This window comes from Rhizobium sp. NFR12 (genome assembly GCF_900108545.1).
Lineage (GTDB): Bacteria > Pseudomonadota > Alphaproteobacteria > Rhizobiales > Rhizobiaceae > Neorhizobium > Neorhizobium soli.
The window spans coordinates 1-2,317 of sequence record NZ_FNWM01000015.1; the positions used below are offsets into that span (position 1 = coordinate 1).

The 2,317-nt window shown below is 58.8% G+C and carries 1 protein-coding gene, 1 tRNA gene and 1 pseudogene; 1 reads left to right on the forward strand and 2 read right to left on the reverse strand.

Annotation, left to right across the window (positions count from 1 at the left end; translation table 11 throughout):
* The coding region (locus BLW69_RS22455) for an IS110 family RNA-guided transposase (protein ID WP_092665526.1) at positions 1-1,024 on the reverse strand (1,024 nt) is incomplete at its 3' end.
* Between the two features lie 64 nt (positions 1,025-1,088).
* On the opposite strand from BLW69_RS22455, the pseudogene BLW69_RS22460 reads away from it, so the two are divergent.
* A pseudogene (locus tag BLW69_RS22460) lies at positions 1,089-1,909 on the forward strand (IS3 family transposase); the annotation flags it as partial.
* A 313-nt stretch (positions 1,910-2,222) separates the two neighbouring features.
* Here BLW69_RS22460 and BLW69_RS22465 read toward each other — a convergent pair.
* Positions 2,223-2,299: transfer RNA gene (locus BLW69_RS22465), tRNA-Met, on the reverse strand.
* Between the last annotated feature and the right edge of the window lie 18 nt (positions 2,300-2,317).

The window sequence follows — 2,317 nt, forward strand, 5'->3', positions numbered from 1 at the left end:
AGAGTGCTCCAGGCTTGGTCAGGACGACCCAGACAATCCGGGCCATTTTTGCGGCAAGTGCGACGACAGCTTTGTTTGGGTGCATCCGGGCTTGAAGGCCATCCAGCCAGTTCCCCAGTCGATCCCGTGTTCGGTCGAGATGCCGAAAGCATGATCGTGCGCCATGCACGAGAAGTTTGCGAACATAGCGGTTTCCTCGCTTGCTGATGCCGAGAAGCTTTTGCTTTCCGCCGGTCGAGTATTCTCGCGGCACGAGGCCAAGCCACGCAGCCAGATCGCGGGCTTTTTGGAATTGCCGACCGTTGCCAATCGCAGCAAGAAGTGCAGTCGCACCCAATGCTCCGATGCCGGGGATCGTCATGAGCCGTCGAGCCACATCCTCTCGACTGGCTATGGCTTCGATCTCGCGTGTGACGTCACCGATACGTTGTTCCAATTGGCGTAGATCGGCAAACAGATCTGCGAGCAGCTTACGCATCGCCGACGAAAGGTCGTTCGATTTGTCTTCGAGAACCTGTGGCAGGTCGAGCTTGAACAGACCTGCGCCCTGACGCAGCGCGATCCCGTATTCGAGGCAAAAGGCTCGCATCTGATTGATCAGCCGGGTGCGCGTTCCGATCATCTGGTCTCGCACCCTGTGCAAAGCCTGAAGATCGGCTTGTTCCTCGCTCTTGAACGCTGCAAACCGCATCGTTGGTCGCGTAGCTGCCTCAGCGATCGCCTCCGCATCGATGATGTCGGTCTTGTTCGATTTTACGTAGGGCTTCACAAATTGCGCCGGGATCAAGCGCACCTTATGTCCCAGAGCCTTTATCTTCCTGGCAATCCATTGAGAGCCAGCGCAAGATTCCATTCCCACGATCGCCGGCGCTGCGCGCTCGAAGAACTGTAGCAGCGTATCGCGTCGGAAACGAACCTTCTGAACTGGCACGCCATCGCTTCCGAGACCGACGACGTGGAAGATGTTCTTACCGATATCAATTCCGTAGACAGCCGCTGAACGCGGCACATTGAGTTGTGGCATTGCAACCTCCTTCGGTTTGACAGCCTCATAATGCTACGGGAGGACGAGGCGGACCATCCCATTAATGGTGACGCCCGATGTGAAGCGGGATGTGGTGGCTCATGTCTGTGCGCAGCATGGGGTGAGCCAGCGTCGGGCGTGCGAGGTTCTGTCGTGAGATCGGTCGAGCATGCGATACCGCAGCGTGCGGCCTGACGATGCGACTATTCGGGAGGCAATGAAGAAAGTGGCGTCGGAGCGCCGACGCTTCGGTTATCGCCGCATCCACGTGATGCTCGACCGTCAGGGGATCGTCATGAACCTGAAGAAGCTTCGACGTCTCTATCGGGAGGAGAAGCTGACGGTGCGCAAGCGCGGCGGCCGAAAGCGGGCCTTGGGGACAAGACGCCCCCTGGCTCTGCCGTCACGCCCCAACGAGCGCTGGAGTTTGGACTTCATCAGCGATGCCTTCACCGACGGTCGCCGCTTCCGGGTGCTGGCGGTTGTCGACGATTTCACCCGCGAATGCCTGTGCCTGGTCGCCGACACATCTCTGTCGGGCGCTCGGCTTGCCCCCGAGTTGGACACCCTTATCGTCAGACGGGGGAAGCCGAAGACGATTGTCTCGGACAACGGCACGGAGATGACCAGCATGGCCATCCTCAAATGGTGCCAGGAGACAAAGGTCGAATGGCACTACATCGCCCCCGGCAAGCCGATGCAAAACGGCTTCGTCGAAAGCTTGAGTGCCTCAACGAGACCCTGTTCTCGTCACTCACCCAGGCCCGCGCCGCCATCACCGCATGGAAGGAGGATTACAACAGGAACAGACCCCACTCGTCGCTGGGCAACATCACACCCAGAGAGTTCGCAATGAAAATGGCTATGGAAAAACAGGCCGCATGAGGCCAGATTGAAAACCCAAGACTCTCTCGAAAACTGGAGGGGAGTTGGGTCTCAGGTCAGGTGGTCATCGCGCCATCGTCGGGTGGCAAGACGGCGGAACTGACCATTCACGGTCGCCTCGCCGCGATTCTGGCCGCCCAGGAAGCCTGGCGTGAGGTCTCCTGTGACCTGCGGCATCAACAATCTTCGGAGTTCGCCCGCATACGTTCTGCTGGAGAGTTCAAGTCACTTGCCGACAAGACAAAATTCCTGCACCGCTGCGAAGCCTTGCTCGCCGAGCGTGAGGGGGAATGGTCGAATTTACAAGTTTCGGTGGTTGCGGGGGCAGGATTTGAACCTGCGGCCTTCAGGTTATGAGCCTGACGAGCTACCGGGCTGCTCCACCCCGCGCCAAGCGAATTTGGCGTT